Here is a 16,045-nt window from a genome sequence, read left to right on the forward strand (position 1 = left end):
ATGCTTGATCCCGTATTGCAGCACTGGCTGGAGGCCAATGCCGAGGCGCTCGACCAGGGCCGGTGCGACCCGCAGCAGGTGCTGGGGCAACTGGCCGCAGCCAAGGTGCTGGGTGTGGGTGTGGACCCGCTTCAGGGCGGCAGCGGCGCCAGTGTGGCCGACGCCGTGGAAACCGTGGCCAGCGTTGCCAGCTATTCGCTGGCCGCCGCCTTCGTGTTCTGGGGCCAGCGGGCCTTTATCGAATACCTGCTGCACAGCCCCAACAGCGCCCTGCGCGAGCGCCTGCTGCCGTCGTTGCTCAGCGGTGAGCTGGCCGGTGCCACCGGGCTCTCCAACGCAATGAAGTTTCTGTCCGGCATCGAGTCGCTGCAGGTCAGCGCCACGGCGCGCGGCGAGCAGGGCTGGGCACTCAACGGGCGCCTGCACTGGGTCACCAACCTGCGCAAGGGCGGCTTCGTGGTGGCGGCCGCCATCGACCGCGCCGAAGGCGGTGCACCGTTCGTGGTGGCGATCCCCGACGGCATCGCGGGGGTGCAGCGCTCCCCCGACCTGCAACTGATGGGCCTGCAGTCGAGCAATACCGCCGCGCTGGATTTCGATCAGGTGGCCCTGGGCCGCGACTGGCTGCTGCATGAGGATGCCCGGCAGTTCCTGCCGGCGGTGCGCCCGGCGTTCCTGGGCCTGCAGTGCGGCATGGCCATCGGCCTGGCCCGGCGCGCCTTGCAGGAAGCGCAGGGGCACCTGCAGGGGGTGCGTTCGGTGCTGGCGCAAACCCTCGAGGCGCAGCGCGAGCTGCTGGCCGATGTGGTGAGCGAGCTCAAGGCCGGCCTGCTCGACGGGCGCTTCCTGGGCAACCCGGCGTCGCTGTTCAAGGTGCGCATCAGCCTGGCCGAGATCGTTGGCGAGGCGCTGCAACTGGAGCTGCAGGCCAGCGGCGGCAAGGCCTACCTGAGCGAGTACGGCGCAGGCTTTGCGCGGCGCTGGCGCGAGTCGGCGTTCGTGCCGATCGTGACCCCGAGCCTGGTGCAACTGCGCGCCGAGCTGCAACGCCAGGCACGCGCAGCATGAGCAAGGTGGTACTGCAGGCCCGCGGTATCAGCCTGGGCTACGCCCGCGAACAGGGCTGGCAAACCCTGCTCGAAGGCTTCGACCTGGACCTGGCGCCGGGCGAAGTGGTGTCGATCCTGGGCCCCAGCGGGGTGGGCAAGTCCAGCCTGCTGCGGGTACTGGCCGGCTTGCAGGCGGCGCGCGATGGTCGCGTGAGCCTGCTCGGCGAGCCGCTGGACGGCCCGCATCCACGGGTGGCGGTGGCGTTCCAGGACCCCAGCCTGCTGCCCTGGCTGAGCCTGGAAAGCAACGTCGCCTTCGGCCTGGATTTCGCTCGCCAGCCGCGTTTGGCCAAGGCCGAGCGCGAGGCGCGCATCGACCATGCGATCGCCGCCGTGGGCCTGCAGCATGCACGCCAGCATTACCCGGCGCAGTTGTCCGGCGGCATGGCCCAGCGCACCGCGCTGGCGCGCTGCCTGGCGCGCCAGCCCCATGTACTGCTGCTGGACGAGCCCTTTGGCGCGCTGGACGAAGTGACCCGCGCCGACATGCAGCAACTGCTGCTGAGCGTGATCGCCGAACACGGCACCGCTGCGGTGCTGATCACCCACGATATCGACGAGGCCCTGCTGTTGTCCGACCGCATCCTGCTACTGGGCGACCACCCGGCGCGGACCCTCGGCCAATGGCCCATCGACCTGGCGCACCCGCGTGAGCAGCAGGTCGAGGCACTGGGCGCGTTGCGCATCGAGATTCTCAAGACCCTTCGGCGGGCGAGCCGCACCCACACTTCCCCAACCGATTCTTTGCCTACGCCGTCGGAGACTGCCCATGTGCCTGGACGACTTCACCCACACTCGTCGTGATTTTCTCAAACTCAGCGCGGTGCTCAGTGCCGCCGGTGCGATGCCGCTGCTGAGCAGCCTGCAGGCGCGTGCCGCCGCCGAGCCGGATGCGCCGGTGCGCATCGGCTACCTGCCGATCACCGACGCCACGCCGCTGCTGGTGGCGCACAACAACGGCCTGTTCGAGGCCGAGGGCATCAAGGCCGAGCGCCCGGTGCTGCTGCGCAGCTGGGCGCAGGTGATCGAGGCGTTCATTTCCGGGCAGGTCAACGTGATCCACCTGCTGTCGCCGATGACCGTATGGGCGCGTTACGGCAGCAAGGTGCCGGCCAAGGTGGTGGCCTGGAACCACGTGGGCGGCTCGGGGCTGACCGTGGCCCCGGACATCACCGAGGTGAAGCAGCTGGGCGGCAAGACGGTGGCGATCCCGTTCTGGTACTCCATTCACAACGTGGTGGTGCAGCAACTGTTCCGTGATAACGGCTTGCAGCCGGTGTCGCGGGCGGCGGCGGCTGCGGTGGCGGCCAACGAGGTCAACCTGGTGGTGCTGCCGCCTTCGGACATGCCGCCGGCGTTGGCCAGCAAGCGCATTGCCGGCTACATCGTCGCCGAGCCGTTCAATGCCCTGGCCGAGGAACTCAAGGTCGGGCGCGTGCAGCGCTTTACCGGGGACGTGTGGCGCAACCATGCATGCTGCGTGGTGTTCATGCACGAGCACGACCTGAACAACCGCCCCGAGTGGTCGCAGAAGGTGGTCAACGCCATCGTCAAGGCCCAGCTGTGGACCCGCGACCACCGCGCCGAGGCGGCGCAGATTCTGTCCAAGAGCGGTGCCAACCGCTACACCCCGCATGCCCCCGAGGTGCTGGGCCGGGTGCTCACGCCGGCTGCCGACAGCCGCGAACAGTATGTGCAGAGCGGGGCGATCCGGCATGCGCAGTGGGACGAGCAGCGCATCGACTTCCAGCCGTACCCGTTCCCCAGCTACACCGAGGAACTGGTGCGCCGCCTCAAGGACACCCTGATCGAAGGCGACAAGGGCTTCCTGGCCGCACTGGACCCGCAACAGACCGCCCGCGACCTGGTGGATGACCGCTTCGTGCGCAACGCCATCGGTGCCGTCGGCGGGCTCAAGGCCTTCGGCTTGCCCGACAGCTTCGAGCGCAGCGAGGAGTTCGCGGTCTGATGGTCAAGCCAGTCAAACACGCGGCCCTGGGTATCGCCGGGCTGCTGGTGCTGTTGTTGCTGTGGTGGGGTGGGATCGTGCTGTTCGGCGGTGACGGGCTGGCCTTGCGGTTTGCGCCGCAGGCCACCTTTGCCAGCCTGCTGGAGCTTTTGGGGCATGCCGAGCTGTACGAGCATGTGGCGGTGAGCCTCAAGCGCATTCTGGTGGGGTTGGTGCTGGCGTTGCTGGTGGGCGTGCCGCTGGGTTTGCTGGTGGGCAGCTACCGGCGCCTGGACGCGGCGACCACCCCGGCGTTCCAGTTCCTGCGCATGATCTCGCCGCTGTCGTGGATGCCGGTGGTGGTGATGCTGATGGGGGTGGGTGATGCGCCGATCTACTTCCTGCTGGCGTTTGCCGCGTTGTGGCCGATCTTGCTCAACACGGCGGCGGGTGTGCGTCAGCTCGACCCGCGCTGGTTGCAGTTGAGCCGCAGCCTGAGCGCCACGCGCTGGGAGACCTTGCGCAAGGTGATCCTGCCGGGGGTGGTGGGGCATGTGCTGACCGGCGTGCGGCTGGCCATCGGCATAGTGTGGATCGTGCTGGTGCCGTGCGAGATGCTCGGGGTGAGTGCGGGGCTGGGGTATTTCATTCTGGATACCCGCGACCGGCTGGCGTACTCGGAGCTGATGGCGATGGTGCTGGTGATCGGGGTGCTGGGCTTCATGCTGGATGCACTGGCGCGAGGGCTGCATCGGCGCTGGGTGCATGGGTGAGGGGCTGACCCCTTCGCCGGCAAGGCCGGCTCCTGCATTGGCTCCAGGTCGTGGGGGCAGCCCGGCACCTCACACCGAACACGCCCGCCGATACTCCCCCGGCGTCACGCCGTACGCCTGCTTGAATTGCCGGTTCAGATGACTCTGGTCCGAATACCCCAGCGCAAACGCAACGTTGAACGGCAGGCAATCAGCCTTGAGCAGTTCCCGCGCACGGCTCAGCCGGCGCTGCTTGAGCCAGGCATGCGGCGGCAGGCCGGTAGCCTGGCGAAACACCCGGGCAAAATGAAACGGCGACAACCCCACCGCTACCGCCAACTCCTCCAGCGACGGCGGGTAGGCCAGCCGGCTTTCCATCAGCTCCTTGGCCCTGGCCACCGACTGCGGCTCCTGCCCCGGTGCCCGCGCCTCGCGCGCCCCGGCATGACGCTGCACCAGCAGCAACACCGCCTCGCGCCAGGCGGTCTGCTGCTCCAGCGCACTGGCGCCATGCTCGGCCAGGCTGTGCAAGCCACTGAAGGCACGCGCCAGCTGCGGGTCGTGCAGCACGCTGGCCTTGAAGATGGGCAGGCCGCCGCGCTTGAGCTCCAGCTCGTCCAGCACCGAGGTGATGCGCTCCTGCTCGGGGTAGTAGCCACGGTAGCGCCAGCCATGGGCATGCGCCTTGGCACCGGTGTGCAGCTCGTCCGGGTTGATCAGCACCATGCTGCCCTCGGGCGCCAGGTGCTCGCTGCCACGGTGCCAGAAGCGCTGTGCACCGGACTCGATGATGGTGATCACGTAGCCTTCGTGCACATGCGGGGCGAAGCGCTGCTGCACGTAGCGCGCATGCAGCATCTCGATGTCGCCCAGTGCCTGGGCCTGCCACAGGCGGGTCTGTTCACGCAGCACGGTTTTCATGGGGCGCCGTTCAACCACCAGCGCAGCACGAAGAACAACCCCATGCTCAGCAACATGCTCAGCAGCACGCTGCGGGTCCACAGCACCAGCACGACGGCCACGATCGCGCCCAGCAGGTAGGGGTTGGCCAGGCTCAGGTCGAGCTGGTGGTCAGGCATGAACACGATCGGCCCGCAGATGGCGGTGAGCATGCCCGGCACGGCAAACCCCAGGAACTGCCGCGCATTAGAACTCAGGCGCAACGGCAGACGGGGTTCGAGGAAGGCGTAGCGGTTGAGAAACACCAGCAGGCCCATGGCAACGATCAGCAGCATGATCATGTGCGTGCTCCGGTCAGTTTCTGGCAGATGAAGCCTGCGCTCATGCCCAGCAGCCCGGCCAGCACCAGCGCGGTTTCCCAGTGCCAGTAGCTGAACAGCACCGAGCTGAAAAGGGCCACGGCCACGCACACCACCGTGGCCAGGTTGCGTACCAGCGGCGCGATCAGCGCCACGAAGGTGGCGACGATGGAGAAGTCCAGGCCCAGCTGGTCCAGGTGCGGGATGTTGCGCCCCAGCACGATGCCGGCCAGGGTGAACAGGTTCCAGGCAATGTAGAAGGTCAGGCCCACGCCCAGCGCGTACCAGCGGTTGAACTGCTGGCGGTCGTACTGGCTGGTGAGGGCGAAGAATTCGTCGGTCAGCAGAAAGCCCAGGCCCAGCCGCCAGCGCAGCGGCAGGTCGGCGATCACCGGGCGCATCGACAGGCCGTACAGCAGGTGCTGGGAGGTCAGCAGCAGGGTGGTGAGCAGGATCGAGAACAGGTTGGCGCCGCCCTTGAGCATGCCGATGGCCACCAGTTGCGCGGCGCCGGCGAACACGATGGCCGACAGGCCCTGGCCTTCGAGCGGGGTGAGGTTGGCCTCGATGGCCATGGAACCGGCCAGCAGCCCCCAGGGGGCCACCGCCAGCGACAGCGGCAGGCAGGCGATCGAGCCTTGGATGTAGGCAGTGCGGGCAACGGCAGAACGGGACATGACAACACACGCTTGGGGTCGGTTGCACAGGATGCCAGAGCCGTGGGCGCTTGCCTTGTACGATCTTGCGGTGCCCGCGTACTTCAGCGCTGGCTGGTGAGGCGTCGCTGCGCCGGCAGGCAGCCGTTGATGTCGACGGCCTTCTGGTAGTAGGTAAGGCGCTGGCCCGGGTCGATGGTGCCCAGCAGGCGGTAGACCTCGGCCTGGAAGTCACGCTGGCGCCCCCACTGCATGTTCAGCCCCTGGGGCTGCTGGCGATTGCATTCCAGGCGCACCGCCGGCTGCGGGTAATAGGGGGCGTACAGGGTGTTGTTCAGCGGTATGCGTTCCAGCGCCTGGCGGTAGTCGGCGCTGTCGCTGAAGGCCGGGCACCAGGTGGTGATGCCCAGGGCGGCCGGGGCGAAGCCCTGGCGAATGCTGGCTTCGAGCAGCGGGCAGGCGGACCTGGCGATGTCGTTCTGCGGCAGGTAGGTGATGTAGAACAGCGCCAGGCGGTACTGCGCCACCGGGTGGTCGAGTTCGGCCGCCTTGCGCAGCAGCGCCACCGCCGGTTCCAGGATGCGCCCCAGCGCCTCGATCTCGCCGATCAGCTCCTGGTCGCCGGGCTCGGGGGTCAGTGGCAGGGCACGGCTGCGTGCATCGGCCTGCTCCAGAAACGGCAGGGCCTGGCGGTACAGCAGGTCGGCGTGGGGGTCGATGCGCACCTCATCGGCCAGGGCCAGGGCGGGCAGCAGACAGAGCAGGCTGATGTAGCGACAGGCAGAAAACACGTTAACGTTCCATCCGCGAAAAAAGGGCAGCGCTGGTCATGTCGGTATCCGGCTATCCATGGTTGGGTGGGGCTCCTGGGTCGGCATTCTAGCGGTTGGCGGCACCGGGGCAAACAGCCGTTGCTCCATGAAGTCGATGAATACCCGCAGCTTGGGCGACATCTGTCGCCCCGATGGCCACAACAGGTACAGACAACCGCCGTGGTCCAGGTGTTCATCCAGTACCGTCACCAGTTCGCCGCGCTCCAGTTGCTGGGTGATGGTGAAGTCCGGCAGGCAGGCGATACCGTGGCCGCGCATGGCAAAGCAGATGCGTGTTTCCAGGTGGTTGCACACCATCGACACCGGCACCTCGTGGTCGGCGCCATTGTCGGCGCGGCGCAGTGGCCAGCGCTGGAGTTTGCCGGTGGTCAGGAAGCGGTAGTGCAGCCCGGCGTGACGGGCCAGCTCGCGGGGATGGCGCGGTGTGCCGTGCTCGGCGAAGTAGGCCGGCGAGCCCACCAGCACATGCCGGAAGTCGCCCAGGCGGCGGGCATTGAGACGCGAATCGGAGGGTTCGCCGGCGCGCAGTACCACGTCGAAACCTTCGCCGACGATATCCACCATGCGGTCGCTGAAGTCCAGGTCCAGTTCGATCTGCGGGTACTGCCCGATGAAGTCGCTGAGCAGCGGCACGATCATGCTGCTGACCTGGGGCAGGCTCACCCGCAGCTTGCCGCGCGGGGCCTGGCTGGCTTGGGACAGCTCGGCTTCAGTGGCTTCGATTTCGGCCAGGATGCGCCGGCTGCGCTCCAGAAACAGCGCGCCCTCGGCAGTGAGGGTGATGCTGCGGGTGCTGCGGTGGAACAGGCGTACCGCCAGCCGGCTCTCCAGCCGTGCCACGCGCTTGCCCACCGCCGAGGCGCTGACCCCCAGGGCCTTGCCGGCGGCCACGAAACTGCGGGTTTCGGCCACTTTCACAAACACCACGAAGCCGCTGAGGCTGTCCATGGTCGTTCTCCGATTGCGGACAGGTGTGTCCTGATTGTGCGGAATTCTACCCGTCTTTTTCCGCAGTGGCGGGAAGGATTACCGTGCAGTCACTTTTTTATTTCAGGAGTTTGCACCATGTCCCAGAGCAGTTGCCCGGCCCAGGCCGCAGCAGGGGTGGAGGCCGAACCGGCGTTCCCGTTGTCCGGCCTGCTGGCGTTGTCGATGGCCGGCTTCATCGCGATTCTCACCGAGACCCTGCCGGCCGGCCTGCTGGGGCACATCGCCAGCGGCCTGCAGGTCAGCGAGGCGATGGCCGGGCAACTGGTCACGGCCTATGCGCTGGGCTCGCTGCTGGCGGCGATCCCGCTGGTGACCCTGACCCAGGGCTGGCGCCGACGCAGGGTGCTGATGCTGGCGGTGCTCGGCTTCGGGGTGTTCAACACGGTGACGGCGGTGTCCGAGCACTACAGCCTGACCCTGGCGGCGCGCTTCATGTGCGGGATGGCGGCCGGCCTGGCGTGGGGCGTGATCGCCGGGTATGCACGGCGCATGGTCAGCGTGAGCCAGCAGGGCCGGGCGATGGCGGTGGCCATGATCGGCGCGCCCCTGGCGCTGTCGCTGGGGGTGCCGGCGGGCACCTGGCTGGGCGACCTGCTGGGCTGGCGCAGCACCTTCGTGCTGGTGTCGCTGGCGACCCTGGTGCTGATGGGCTGGGTGCTGTTCAGCGTGCCGGACTTCGACGGCCTGCCGGCCGGCAGGCGTGCCGCCATCGGCCAGGTGCTGGCCACCCCCGGGGTGAGCGCGGTGCTGGCGGTGATCTTCACCTGGGTGCTGGCGCACAACGTGCTGTACACCTACATCGTGCCGTTTCTGCAGGCCGGCGGCATGGCCGGCAGCACCGGCCCGGTACTGCTGCTGTTCGGCTGCGCCGCGCTGGTGGGGATTGGCGTGGTGGGCGTGCTGATCGACCGCCACCTGCGCCGGCTGGTGCTGGGCAGCCTGGTCGGTTTCGGCGTGGCGTCGGTGCTGCTGGGCCTGGCTACCGGTGCGCCGCTGCTGGTGTACTTCAGTGTGGCGCTGTGGGGCCTGAGCTTCGGCGGCGCCGGCACCCTGCTGCAGACCGCCAGTGCCGATGCGGCGGGCGAGGGCGCGGACGTGGCGCAGTCGATGATCGTCACAGTGTGGAACCTGGCCATCGCCGTGGCCGGGCTGGTGGGCGGCGTGCTGCTGAGCCACTGGGGCGTGCAGAGTTTCCCGTGGCTGCTGCTGGCGCTGGTGGGGCTGGCGTTGACCCTGACCCTGCGTTCGCACCGGCACGGTTTTCCGCTGGGGCGGCGCAATGCCGGGTAAGCCCGGCACTATCAGGTAGAATCGGCGCATTGACAGGGGTACGAGGTTGCAGCGGTGGAGGTTCAACAGGGCTTTGTCCTGACCCGGCACTGGCGGGATACGCCAGAGGGCACATGCGTGGAGTTCTGGCTGGCGACCGACCAGGGCCCGCGCCAGTTGCGCCTGCCCGTGCAGACGTCGGTGGCGTTCGTCGCCGCCACCCAGCGTGCCCATGTCGAGGCGGTGCTGCGCACCGAACGCGACGTCGAGCTGCGCGAGCTGGCGCTGTGCGACTTCCGCCACCGACCGGTGCTGGGCCTGTACTGCCGCCAGCATCGCCAGCTGATGCAGCTGGAAAAACGCCTGCGCGCCGCGGGCGTCGACCTGCTGGAAGCCGACATCCGCCCGCCCGAGCGCTACCTGATGGAGCGCTTCATCACTGCCCCGGTGACGTTCAGCGGCCGCCCCGATGCCGACGGCCTGCTGCTCGACGCCCAACTCAAGCCGGCCCCGGACTACCGGCCGAACCTGCGCCTGGTGTCGCTGGACATCGAGACCACCGAGCGCGGCGAGCTGTATTCGATTGCCCTGGAAGGTTGTGGCCAGCGCCAGGTGTACATGCTCGGCCCGGCCAACGGCGACGCCAGTGGCGTGGACTTCGACCTGGAGTACTGCGCCAGCCGTGCCCAGCTGCTGGAGCGCCTGAACGACTGGATGGCCCGGCACGACCCCGACGCGATCATCGGCTGGAACCTGGTGCAGTTCGACCTGCGCGTGCTGCACGCCCATGCCCAGCAGTTGCAGGTGCCGCTGCGCCTGGGGCGCGGCGGCGAGGTGATGGAATGGCGCGAGCACGGCAGCCGCACGCACTTTTTTGCCGCCGCTGCCGGGCGCCTGATCATCGACGGCATCGAGGCGCTGCGGTCGGCGACCTGGAGCTTCCCCTCGTTCAGCCTGGAGAACGTCGCCCAGACCCTGCTCGGCGAAGGCAAGGCCATCGATACGCCGTACCAGCGCATGGACGAAATCAACCGCATGTTCGCCGAGGACAAGCCGGCCCTGGCGCGCTACAACCTCAAGGACTGCGAGCTGGTCACGCGCATCTTCGCCAGGACCGAGCTGCTGACCTTTCTGCTCGAACGCGCCACGGTCACCGGCCTGCCGGCCGACCGCAGCGGCGGTTCGGTGGCGGCGTTCTGTCACCTGTACATACCGCTGATGCACCGCCAGGGCTTCGTCGCCCCAAGCCTGGGCGGGCGCCCGGACGAGGCCAGCCCCGGCGGCTTCGTGATGGATTCGCGCCCCGGCCTGTACGAGTCGGTGCTGGTGCTGGACTACAAGAGCCTGTACCCGTCGATCATCCGCACCTTTCTGATCGACCCCATCGGCCTGGTCGAGGGCCTGCGCGAGCCGGATGACGAACACTCGGTGCCGGGTTTTCGCGGCGCACGCTTCTCGCGCACCCGGCATTGCCTGCCGGCCATCGTCGAGCGCGTGTGGCAGGGCCGCGAGCAGGCCAAGCGCGAACACAATGCGCCGCTGTCGCAGGCGCTGAAGATCATCATGAACGCCTTCTACGGGGTGCTTGGTTCCAGTGGCTGCCGCTTTTTCGACCCGCGCCTGGCGTCGTCGATCACAATGCGCGGGCACGCGATCATGCGCCGCACCCGCGAGCTGATCGAGGCCCAGGGCTACACGGTGATCTACGGCGATACCGACTCGACCTTCGTGTGGCTCAAGCGGGCCCATGACGAGGCGCAGGCCGGGGAGATCGGGCGTGCCCTGGTGCAGCAGGTCAACCAGTGGTGGCGCGAGCACCTGCGCGATGAGTACGGCCTGGACAGTGCGCTGGAGCTGCAGTACGAAACCCACTACAAGCGCTTTCTGATGCCCACCATCCGCGGTGCCGAGGAGGGCAGCAAGAAGCGCTATGCAGGCCTGGTGCACCGCGAGGGCGGGCCCGACGAGATGGTCTACAAGGGCCTGGAGGCCGTGCGCACCGACTGGTCGCCGCTGGCCCAGCACTTTCAGCAGGAGCTGTACCAGCGCATTTTCGAGCGCAGGCCGCACCAGGCCTATGTGAAGGACTACGTGCAGCGCACCCTGGCCGGCGAGCTGGACGATCAGCTGGTCTACCGCAAGCGCCTGCGCCGGCCCCTGGACGACTACCAGCGCAACGTGCCGCCGCATGTGCGGGCGGCACGCATGGCCGACGAGTTCAACGACAGCCAGGGGCGGCCACGCCAGTACCAGAATGGCGGGTGGATCAGCTACGTGATGACCCTGGCCGGGCCCGAGCCTTTGGAAAACCGGCGCAACGGCATCGACTACGAGCATTACCTGACCCGGCAGCTGCAGCCGGTGGCCGATGCGATACTGCCGTTTGTGGGGGATGACTTCAGCACCCTGATCGATCGGCAGATGGGGTTGTTCTGATGGGGCTGTTGCGCCCCTGCATACCACCATTGAGCGAACCTGCAGGAGCCGGCCTGGCCGGCGGAGGGGCCAGTGGCCCGACACATCCCTGACCTTCAGCTATCCTCTGCACATGCACAGCTACCCTTGAAACCGAAAGTTACTTTTGTAAACGTCCACACATGCGGGCAGTCGTTTAGGCTCGCTCGGATCTTTCGCTTTGATCTGTAGTCTTTGGTGCATGGAAACAAGAAGGAGATGCACATGCTTGTTCGGTCACTGACCTTCGCCACCCTGCTGGCAGTCGCCAGCCCGCTGCTCGCCGACGACGCGCCCCTGGCCGTTGACCTGGGCAAGTCCAGACCCCTGATCGTGATTGCCCCCAGCACCGCCGACCCGACCTTGCGCACCCTGAACGAGGCCCTCAAGGACCCGGCGACCAAGAGCAAGTTCGAGGAGCGCAACCTGGTGCTCTACAGCGTGGCGGGCATGGTCGGCAAGCGTGACGACAAGAACCTCGAGCAGCAGACCACCATGGCGCTGATTCGCGAACTCAGCCTGGGCGCGCGCAAGGGCACCCAGGTGGTACTGGTGGGCAAGGACGGCGAGAAGCACATCATCGAGCATGACGGCACGGTGGAGCCGGAGCAGATCTTCGCGGCGGTCGACCAGTTGCCGGCCAGCGAAAAGGCCATTGTGGCGCCGACGGTCGCAGCGCCCGCCTCCGAGCCTGCGCCAGAGGGCAAGCCGGGCAAGCATGCCAAACCGGCCAAGCCCGCCAAGCCGGCTGCGCCGCCCAAGCCGCTGGAAGACTGAGACACCCCTTCGCCGGCAAGGCCGGCGCCTACAGGTTCAGCGCTACGCCTGTAGGCGTCGGCCTTGCCGGCCAGGCACTTCAGTCGCCCAGCCGCTTCTCCATGAACACCCGCCGAAACCCCGCCTGCTCGGCCCTGTGGGTTTCGCGATAACCCAGCCGCTCATACAGCCCCAGGTTTTCGCTCATCGCTTCATTGGTGTACAGCCGCACCACCTCCAGCCCCAACTGCCGGGCCCGCGCTTCGGCATGCGCCATCAGTTGTCGCCCCAGCCCGCGGCCCTGAGCGGCCGGGCTTACCGCGACATTGTCGAGCAACAGGCCATCGGCCTGGGCGATCAGTACCAGCACACCGAGCACCTGACCCTGCTCTTCGAATACCTCGACCCGACCCTGGGCGATCAGCGCGGCGTAATCCTCCAGCATCGGCCCCGGCCTGGCACCGATGCGTGGAATGTACAGCGCATAGGCAGCCTCGATCAGTGCCTGTACAGGTGCAACGTCGTGGGCGGTGGCGGGGCGGATCATCGGCAGGCTCCTGGTGGGTGGCAGCAAGCGCCTACCTTAAATCAAGGCGTTGTCGCAGGGCAGCATTTTGCCGGTGAACAGGCCCTGATGCCTGGCACACAACCCACTGCTGCCTCACTGTTGCCTGGCCAGCAGTACGCTCGCTGTTTATCCATAAAACTCATATAAATCAAGTACATGTCTCATTGGCACGCCGCTTGCGATAGTTCGCTTACCCTGACTCATCGGAACCCCCGCCATGCCTGCCCCTACCGCCTATCTACCCCTTGCCCTGGCCATTGCCGCCACGTTGCACGGCGCCGCTGCGCTTGCCGCCGCACCGCCCGCCGACGCCTTGCCCACCGTCACCGTGACCGCGCAGAAGCGCGAAGAATCGGTACAGGACGTACCCTCGGCGATCTCGGTGGTCAGTGACCGCCAGATCGACCGCAGCGGCGGCGGCTTCAGTGCCGGCAAGGCCCTGCAGAACGTGCCCAACGCCATCGCCCCCGAGTTCGCCGGGCACCAGCGCCCGCGCTGGTACATCCGCGGCATGGGCTCGGGCGACATGGCCTCGACCACCGTGTACCCGGTGGGCATCTATACCGATGACGTGTACATCGACCCGCACGTGGCCACCGGCTTCCCGCTCTACGACATGGAGCGCGTCGAGGTGCTGCGCGGCCCGCAAGGCACGCTGTGGGGCAAGAACACCACCGGTGGCGCGATCAACTTCGTGTCGCGCAAGCCAAGCTTCGAAGACGGCGCCAACGGCTACTTCAAGCTCGACCTGGGCAACTACAATTCGCGCCTGTACGAAGGTGCCTACGGCGATACCCTGGTCAAGGACCGCCTGGCCGCGCGGGTGGCGTTCATCGACCAGAGCAGCGACGGCCAGCTCAAGAACGAGGTCGATGGCCACACTGCCGGCGACATCCACGACCAGGCCCTGCGCCTGCAACTGCTGGCCCAGGTCAACGACGACCTGCAGGCCACCCTGCAGCTGCACGCCCGTGACTACAAGGGGCAAGGTATCGTGGCCCGCGCCTGGGGTGCCGGGCCGGGCGGCAGCACGCTGTTCGGGCCTGCGCCCAAGCCTGCCTCCGACAAGGTCGCCTTCACCGGCAAGGCCGATGACCGCATCGAGCACAACGGCCTGCAACTGGCGCTCAAGTGGGACCTGGGCGAGCTGCAGCTGGACTCGATCACCGCCTTCGACGACGTGCACGAAAAGGCCCAGAGCCCGAACATGAGCATCTACGAGTTCGGCCGTGGCTATAACGACGACCGCTGGAAGCAGGTGTCGCAGGAGCTGCGCCTGTCGTCGGCGAAGAACCAGCCGGTGAGCTGGATCGTCGGCACCCACCTGTTCCACGAACAGCTCGACAGCCACAACAGCAACGCGCTGTTCCCCGAAGCCTACAACCAGGCCTTCGGCGTGGCCGACTTCGGGCGTACCGACATCGACCAGAAGACCGACAGCTTCGCGCTGTTCGGCAGCAGCACCTGGCAGGCCACCGACGACCTGAGCTTCACCGCCGGCCTGCGCTGGACCCGCGAAACCAAGGACATCGACCTGCGCCGGGTGGCCGCGCCGGACGCTGCCAGTGTCGACTTCAGCAACCGCAACGACTGGTGGAAGCATTACAGCGGGCCGCTGGCGACCACGGTGGTGCAGGACGAGAAACGCACCTGGAACAAGCTGACCTATGATTTCACCCCCGAATACCAGCTCAACGACAACGCGCGGGTGTACTTGCGTTATGCCAAGGGCTTTCGTTCCGGCGGCTTCAGCGGCGGGGCGCAGGTGCAGGCCGAGGCCTCGGTGGTGGCGCCGGAGAACGTCGACGCCTACGAACTGGGGGTCAAGAGCGAGTGGTTCGACGAGCGCCTGATCGCCAATGCCAACGTGTTCTACTACGACTATTCGGACATCCAGGTGAACGCGGTGTCGGTGCGCAACGGGCAGGTGGTGTCGCTGCTGACCAACAGCGGCCAGGGCGTGATACGCGGTGCCGAGTTCGAGTTGCAGGCGCTGCCCTTGGCCAACCTGGAACTGCATGGCTCGCTGGGGCTGCTGCATACCGAGTTGCAGGACTTCGAATCGGGGGGTGTGGACTACTCGGGCAACCGCATTGCACGTTCGCCGTCGCGCACGCTGGCGGTGGGGGGCAGTTATCGCATTGCGCTGGAGAACGGCGACGACATCACCCTGGGCACCGACTGGCGCTACCAGAGCCGGATCTTCTTTCTGCCCACCGCGCAGGCCGACCACAGCGTGTCGCAGGGTGGCTACACATTGGGCAATGCCAGCGCCACGTACCATGTGGGCGGGCAATATGACCTGGACTTCACCGCCTACGTGAACAACCTCACCGACAAGCAGTACAAGACCGACAGCGTGCCGCTGCCGTTCGATGTGGCGTGGGATGCGCGGGGGGATCGCAGGACGTTCGGGGTGAGTGCCACGACGCGGTTCTGAGGTCGCTCTTGCGGGCCTCTTCGCCGGCAAGGCCGGCTCCTACAAGGTTGCGCCGTCTGTAGGAGCCGGCCTTGCCGGCGAAGAGGCCAGCAGGTACACCCGCAATCGCTCGATGCTCTCGCGCCACGCACTGCCCACCGGCCACACCAGGTAGTAGGCATCTCCCGTTGCCACCGCCTGTTCGAACGGCAACGCCAGCCGCCCGGCGCGGACATCGTCGCTCACCAGCGCCAGGTCGCCGATCGACACGCCATGCCCGGCCATGGCCGCCGCAATCCCTTGCTCCAGCGTATCGAACAGCGTGCCGCGCTGCAGGTCGACCTGCTCGAGCAGGCCCGCCCCGCGCAGCCAGCGCTGCCAGTCCCGCCGGTCATTGGACGGGTGCAGCAACGCCACCCTGGCCAGCCGCTGCGCATCCCACACGCCATCCCCCAGCAACCCCGGCGCACAGATCGGGATCAATCGCTCATCGAACAGCTTGCACACCTCGACCTGCCCACCGAACTGCCCATTGCCCAGCAGCACCGCGCAGTCGTAGGGCTCGCTGGCAAAATCCACGCTGTCGACGTCCATCCACACGCTTGCCAGCTGCACGGTGTCGGCCAGGGCGTAACGCTGGATGCAGCCCAGCAGCCAGCGCATGGTCAGGGTGGAGGGCGCCTTCAGGCGCAGGTGGCGCGAAGCGCTGCGAAACGGCTGGCAGGCCTGTTCGATCAGGGCAAAGCCCGCCCCCAGTTGCTCGGCCAGACGCCGCCCGGCGTCGGTGAGGCGCAGGCGCGGGCCGTGGCGCTCGAACAGGCGGCAACCGAACTGGGCTTCCAGGGTGCGGATATGGCGGCTGATGGCGCTCTGGGTCAGCGCCAGCTCTTCCCCGGCGCGGGTGAACGAACAGGTGCGCGCCGCCACTTCAAAGGCGCGCAGTGCATACAACGGGGGCAGACGTTCAACCATGCCAGGGGCAGTCCATGATGAGTATTTGTCGTAGTAGGGCAGAGCATTTTGCGTTTTTCA

15 protein-coding genes are annotated in these 16,045 nt (G+C 67.3%); 8 read left to right on the forward strand and 7 right to left on the reverse strand.

The features are described 5' to 3' along the window. From ACPRTJ_RS21295 to ACPRTJ_RS21310, 4 genes are read left to right on the forward strand one after another with little or no spacing between them, the layout of a single operon-like run. Window positions 1–1,068 carry an acyl-CoA dehydrogenase family protein gene (locus tag ACPRTJ_RS21295; protein WP_078480217.1) on the forward strand — a complete coding sequence of 356 codons (1,068 nt, stop codon included), beginning with the start codon at window positions 1–3 and terminating at the stop codon, window positions 1,066–1,068. Further along, complete coding sequence (locus ACPRTJ_RS21300) at window positions 1,065–1,913, forward strand: ABC transporter ATP-binding protein (protein ID WP_043860186.1); 849 nt, start codon at window positions 1,065–1,067, stop codon at window positions 1,911–1,913. The genes ACPRTJ_RS21295 and ACPRTJ_RS21300 overlap by 4 nt, the downstream gene beginning before the upstream one ends. Further along, on the forward strand, window positions 1,879–3,078 hold the full coding sequence (locus ACPRTJ_RS21305) for an ABC transporter substrate-binding protein (RefSeq protein ID WP_286900930.1): 1,200 nt from the start codon (window positions 1,879–1,881) through the stop codon (window positions 3,076–3,078). The genes ACPRTJ_RS21300 and ACPRTJ_RS21305 overlap by 35 nt, the downstream gene beginning before the upstream one ends. After that, window positions 3,078–3,830, forward strand: a complete 753-nt coding sequence (locus ACPRTJ_RS21310) for an ABC transporter permease (RefSeq protein WP_058541148.1) — start codon at window positions 3,078–3,080, stop codon at window positions 3,828–3,830. Before ACPRTJ_RS21305 ends, ACPRTJ_RS21310 begins: the two co-directional genes overlap by 1 nt. A gap of 69 nt (window positions 3,831–3,899) precedes the next feature. Here ACPRTJ_RS21310 and ACPRTJ_RS21315 read toward each other — a convergent pair whose 3' ends face one another. The 5 genes from ACPRTJ_RS21315 to ACPRTJ_RS21335 all read right to left on the reverse strand — a co-directional run bounded on the left by ACPRTJ_RS21315 (window position 3,900) and on the right by ACPRTJ_RS21335 (window position 7,505). Continuing rightward, window positions 3,900–4,730, reverse strand: coding sequence for an AraC family transcriptional regulator (locus ACPRTJ_RS21315; protein ID WP_054916071.1), 831 nt, complete (start codon window positions 4,728–4,730; stop codon window positions 3,900–3,902). Further along, window positions 4,727–5,050 (reverse strand): AzlD domain-containing protein, encoded by a 324-nt coding sequence (locus ACPRTJ_RS21320; protein WP_043860190.1) that lies wholly within the window; start codon window positions 5,048–5,050, stop codon window positions 4,727–4,729. Before ACPRTJ_RS21320 ends, ACPRTJ_RS21315 begins: the two co-directional genes overlap by 4 nt. Beyond that, complete coding sequence (locus ACPRTJ_RS21325) at window positions 5,047–5,745, reverse strand: AzlC family ABC transporter permease (RefSeq protein WP_043860191.1); 699 nt, start codon at window positions 5,743–5,745, stop codon at window positions 5,047–5,049. The genes ACPRTJ_RS21320 and ACPRTJ_RS21325 overlap by 4 nt, the downstream gene beginning before the upstream one ends. Window positions 5,746–5,828: 83 nt before the next feature. Beyond that, complete coding sequence (locus tag ACPRTJ_RS21330; RefSeq protein ID WP_426427265.1) at window positions 5,829–6,515, reverse strand: sel1 repeat family protein; 687 nt, start codon at window positions 6,513–6,515, stop codon at window positions 5,829–5,831. A 36-nt stretch (window positions 6,516–6,551) separates the two neighbouring features. Then, a complete protein-coding gene (locus ACPRTJ_RS21335; protein WP_078480214.1) occupies window positions 6,552–7,505 on the reverse strand; it encodes a LysR family transcriptional regulator in 954 nt (317 codons plus the stop codon). A gap of 117 nt (window positions 7,506–7,622) precedes the next feature. Between ACPRTJ_RS21335 and ACPRTJ_RS21340 the strand changes: the two genes are divergently transcribed. The 3 genes from ACPRTJ_RS21340 to ACPRTJ_RS21350 all read left to right on the forward strand — a co-directional run bounded on the left by ACPRTJ_RS21340 (window position 7,623) and on the right by ACPRTJ_RS21350 (window position 12,047). Further along, complete coding sequence (locus tag ACPRTJ_RS21340) at window positions 7,623–8,837, forward strand: MFS transporter (protein ID WP_426427266.1); 1,215 nt, start codon at window positions 7,623–7,625, stop codon at window positions 8,835–8,837. A 54-nt stretch (window positions 8,838–8,891) separates the two neighbouring features. Then, on the forward strand, window positions 8,892–11,252 hold the full coding sequence (locus ACPRTJ_RS21345) for a DNA polymerase II (RefSeq protein ID WP_054916068.1): 2,361 nt from the start codon (window positions 8,892–8,894) through the stop codon (window positions 11,250–11,252). A gap of 243 nt (window positions 11,253–11,495) precedes the next feature. After that, window positions 11,496–12,047, forward strand: a complete 552-nt coding sequence (locus ACPRTJ_RS21350; RefSeq protein WP_327781410.1) for a DUF4174 domain-containing protein — start codon at window positions 11,496–11,498, stop codon at window positions 12,045–12,047. Window positions 12,048–12,126: 79 nt separating this feature from the next. Here the strand turns inward: ACPRTJ_RS21350 and ACPRTJ_RS21355 are convergent, their stop codons facing one another. Next, window positions 12,127–12,573, reverse strand: a complete 447-nt coding sequence (locus tag ACPRTJ_RS21355; RefSeq protein WP_043860196.1) for a GNAT family N-acetyltransferase — start codon at window positions 12,571–12,573, stop codon at window positions 12,127–12,129. Between the two features lie 238 nt (window positions 12,574–12,811). Here ACPRTJ_RS21355 and ACPRTJ_RS21360 point away from each other — a divergent pair, with 238 nt between their 5' ends. Beyond that, the gene (locus tag ACPRTJ_RS21360; RefSeq protein ID WP_258659257.1) at window positions 12,812–15,034 is read left to right on the forward strand and encodes a TonB-dependent receptor; all 2,223 of its coding nucleotides are present in this window, start codon (window positions 12,812–12,814) and stop codon (window positions 15,032–15,034) included. Between the two features lie 39 nt (window positions 15,035–15,073). On the opposite strand, the gene ACPRTJ_RS21365 is transcribed toward ACPRTJ_RS21360, so the two are convergent. After that, window positions 15,074–15,985 (reverse strand): LysR family transcriptional regulator, encoded by a 912-nt coding sequence (locus ACPRTJ_RS21365; RefSeq protein WP_426427267.1) that lies wholly within the window; start codon window positions 15,983–15,985, stop codon window positions 15,074–15,076. Between the last annotated feature and the right edge of the window lie 60 nt (window positions 15,986–16,045).

Source organism: Pseudomonas palmensis (assembly GCF_049942755.1).
In the GTDB taxonomy this organism is placed as follows: domain Bacteria; phylum Pseudomonadota; class Gammaproteobacteria; order Pseudomonadales; family Pseudomonadaceae; genus Aquipseudomonas; species Aquipseudomonas palmensis.

Excerpts from the sequence above, each read along its gene's own strand:
- ACPRTJ_RS21335 (WP_078480214.1), bottom strand. The coding sequence starts at position 7,505 with ATGGACAGCCTCAGCGGCTTCGTGGTGTTTGTGAAAGTGGCCGAAACC.
- ACPRTJ_RS21310 (WP_058541148.1), top strand. The coding sequence starts at position 3,078 with ATGGTCAAGCCAGTCAAACACGCGGCCCTGGGTATCGCCGGGCTGCTG.
- ACPRTJ_RS21295 (WP_078480217.1), top strand. The coding sequence starts at position 1 with ATGCTTGATCCCGTATTGCAGCACTGGCTGGAGGCCAATGCCGAGGCG.
- ACPRTJ_RS21355 (WP_043860196.1), bottom strand. The coding sequence starts at position 12,573 with ATGATCCGCCCCGCCACCGCCCACGACGTTGCACCTGTACAGGCACTG.
- ACPRTJ_RS21340 (WP_426427266.1), top strand. The coding sequence starts at position 7,623 with ATGTCCCAGAGCAGTTGCCCGGCCCAGGCCGCAGCAGGGGTGGAGGCC.
- ACPRTJ_RS21320 (WP_043860190.1), bottom strand. The coding sequence starts at position 5,050 with ATGATCATGCTGCTGATCGTTGCCATGGGCCTGCTGGTGTTTCTCAAC.
- ACPRTJ_RS21350 (WP_327781410.1), top strand. The coding sequence starts at position 11,496 with ATGCTTGTTCGGTCACTGACCTTCGCCACCCTGCTGGCAGTCGCCAGC.
- ACPRTJ_RS21315 (WP_054916071.1), bottom strand. The coding sequence starts at position 4,730 with ATGAAAACCGTGCTGCGTGAACAGACCCGCCTGTGGCAGGCCCAGGCA.
- ACPRTJ_RS21325 (WP_043860191.1), bottom strand. The coding sequence starts at position 5,745 with ATGTCCCGTTCTGCCGTTGCCCGCACTGCCTACATCCAAGGCTCGATC.
- ACPRTJ_RS21360 (WP_258659257.1), top strand. The coding sequence starts at position 12,812 with ATGCCTGCCCCTACCGCCTATCTACCCCTTGCCCTGGCCATTGCCGCC.
- ACPRTJ_RS21305 (WP_286900930.1), top strand. The coding sequence starts at position 1,879 with ATGTGCCTGGACGACTTCACCCACACTCGTCGTGATTTTCTCAAACTC.
- ACPRTJ_RS21300 (WP_043860186.1), top strand. The coding sequence starts at position 1,065 with ATGAGCAAGGTGGTACTGCAGGCCCGCGGTATCAGCCTGGGCTACGCC.
- ACPRTJ_RS21365 (WP_426427267.1), bottom strand. The coding sequence starts at position 15,985 with ATGGTTGAACGTCTGCCCCCGTTGTATGCACTGCGCGCCTTTGAAGTG.